This is a genomic window from Prevotella corporis DSM 18810 = JCM 8529 (assembly GCF_000430525.1).
In the GTDB taxonomy this organism is placed as follows: domain Bacteria; phylum Bacteroidota; class Bacteroidia; order Bacteroidales; family Bacteroidaceae; genus Prevotella; species Prevotella corporis.
In genome coordinates, this window is the sequence record NZ_KE387162.1 from 1 (window position 1) to 2,512 (window position 2,512).

Here is a 2,512-nt window from a genome sequence, read left to right on the forward strand (position 1 = left end):
GTATTGTGATTTGATGGAACTGGACAAGTCCCATCTTGTGCGTGATGACGAGGGTAGCCTTTGGCTGAAGTTCAACCGTCAGAAGACAAGTGTGCCTTGCCGTGTCAAACTGTTACCCGAAGCCATACGGCTGATGGAGAAGCTCCACAGCGATGAAAGGGAAACATTGCTCCCTTTCATGGGATATACCACTTACCAATCTTATTTGAAAGCCCTGCGGCTTCGTGCAGGCATCTCGTTTCCTTTTACCACACATACGGCAAGGCACACATTTGCCACGCTCATCACGCTTGAACAGGGTGTACCCATTGAGACCGTTAGTAAGATGCTGGGGCATTCCAACGTGAGCATGACCGAGCGTTATGCAAAGGTAACACCGCAGAAACTCTTTGAGGAATTTGATCGTTTCCTTTCTTTCACTGAAGATATGCAGTTAATAATCTAATTCCTATTTTTTCTATCTTATCATTATTCATTATTCAAAACCACCAAGACAATGAGAAGTACATTCAAGATACTGTTCTATATCAACAGACAGAAGACAAAGGCAGACGGCAATACCGCCATTCTCTGCCGTATCACCATCGACGGAAAGAACGCAGCCATTACCACAGGAGAAGAGTGTAAATTCTCCGAGTGGAACACCAAGCAGGGGTTGACAACCAACAAGAAAACAAACCAAAGAATCATTGAGTTCAGAGATTTGGTGGAAAAGACCTATCGGGACATTCTTGTAATGGATGGAGTGGTAAGTGTGGAACTTATCAAGAACCGCTTACAAGGCATTGCCACTAATCCGACAACGCTCCTTGCCATGAGTAAGGCAGAATTGCAATCCGTCAAGGAGAGCGTAGGCAAGTCAAGGGCAGAGGGAACTTATCTGAATCTGTTCTATTCTGACAGAAATCTCCGTGAATTTGTCGAAAACAAAGGAGTGCAGGATATACCCATCGGAGCCATTACAGAGGACTTGTTCGAGGAATACCGCTTCTTTCTCAAAAAGCGTGGACTGAAAGCATCTACCGTCAACAGCAACCTCTGCTGGCTGAGCCGACTAATGTTCCGTGCGGTCAGCAAGAGAATTATCCGCTGCAATCCGTTTGAGAATGCCAAGTATGAGAAAGAGGAAAAGAAGATACGCTTTTTGCAAAAGAGCGATGTAATGAAACTGATGTTAATGAAGATGAACGACAGAGAAGCGGAGCTGGCAAGACTGATGTTTGTCTTTTCCTGCTTCACAGGCTTGGCTATTTCAGATATGGAGAATTTGGAATACAAGCATATCCAAACGACAGCGGATGGACAGATGTATATAAGAAAGGAACGTCAGAAGACCAAGGTTGAGTTCATCGTGCCGTTACATCCCATAGCGGAAGCCATCATCAGTCATTGTCAGAAAGAGCAGGAAAGAAGCGAGGAACAGCAGACGGTGAAAGAAAAAGATGACCACCTTGTCTTTCACCGTAATTGCAGCCGTAGTGTCATGGATACCAAACTGAGCATCGTGGGAAAGGCTTGCGGTATCCGCCAAAGACTTTCCTTCCACATGGCAAGACATACATTCGGCACGATGAGCCTAAGCGCAGGAATACCTATTGAGAGCATAGCCAAGATGATGGGGCATGCCTCCATATCAAGCACTCAAGTTTATGCGCAGGTGACGGACAAAAAGATATCAGAGGATATGGACAGGCTCATTGCCAAGCAATCGGCAAAAGAAAAAGAAACTTCGGAGAGAGAGGTTTATGAACCAAACTCTGCTAACTCGTTGTAATTAAATGTTCTATCAATTTTGACAAATCGGTAGTGTAGCATTTTTGTAGCAGTATTTTGACCGCTTGATGACTACCATTCTGACTACCTGTTGAAAGCACAACTGCTCTCTTTTCTTGGGTACAAAAGTATATAAAATTGTACTAACCTCCAAATCTTTGTACCATAAATATTTAGATATTTTACTGCTACACTTTCCAGTGCAAGGTGCAAGCCCCTATATATAAGGGGACTTGCACCTTGCACTGGAGGGATTTTCTCAAAATTATTTGATTTTGTTCTGGAATGATTGTTATTACAATGTATTTTCGTTTATGAATTCTAGAAAACAAACCAATTAAATCATCCCATGTTGACATCGCCCATCATATTCATCTGCACCTAATGCAAGCCACCTTGCATGGGATGCAAACATTTGAATGTGGCGGGTTGCTCAAATTTAGGTGCTTTTGTAACTTTATACATATGAAACAGTTGCACAAAACCCTAAAGGAAAAGCGAGAACATGAAGGATACTCACAGGAGTATATCGCTGAAAAACTGAAAGTTAGCTCAAGTACCATCTCAAGATGGGAAACAGGAGCCGTATCCATGAGTATAGTACAAATTTGCAGCTATGCCAAAGTTTTGGAAATGGATGAGAGTGATCTGCTTGCATCTATTGCAAGGAGAAGAAGAGAAATACCACCCCCATTTATCCGACTGGGCATAGACGTGTTTGACGAAGAGACTTATGGAA

3 protein-coding genes are annotated in these 2,512 nt (G+C 43.1%); all 3 read left to right on the top strand.

Annotated features, from left to right (window positions below; genetic code table 11):
* Positions 1-445: site-specific integrase (locus H515_RS0112690; RefSeq protein ID WP_028902044.1), on the top strand; the 445-nt coding region annotated here is incomplete at its 5' end.
* 51 nt (positions 446-496) lie between these two features.
* Positions 497-1,774, top strand: coding sequence for a site-specific integrase (locus H515_RS0112695; RefSeq protein WP_028902045.1), 1,278 nt, complete (start codon positions 497-499; stop codon positions 1,772-1,774).
* A 464-nt stretch (positions 1,775-2,238) separates the two neighbouring features.
* The coding region (locus H515_RS13670; protein WP_081410180.1) for a helix-turn-helix domain-containing protein at positions 2,239-2,512 on the top strand (274 nt) is incomplete at its 3' end.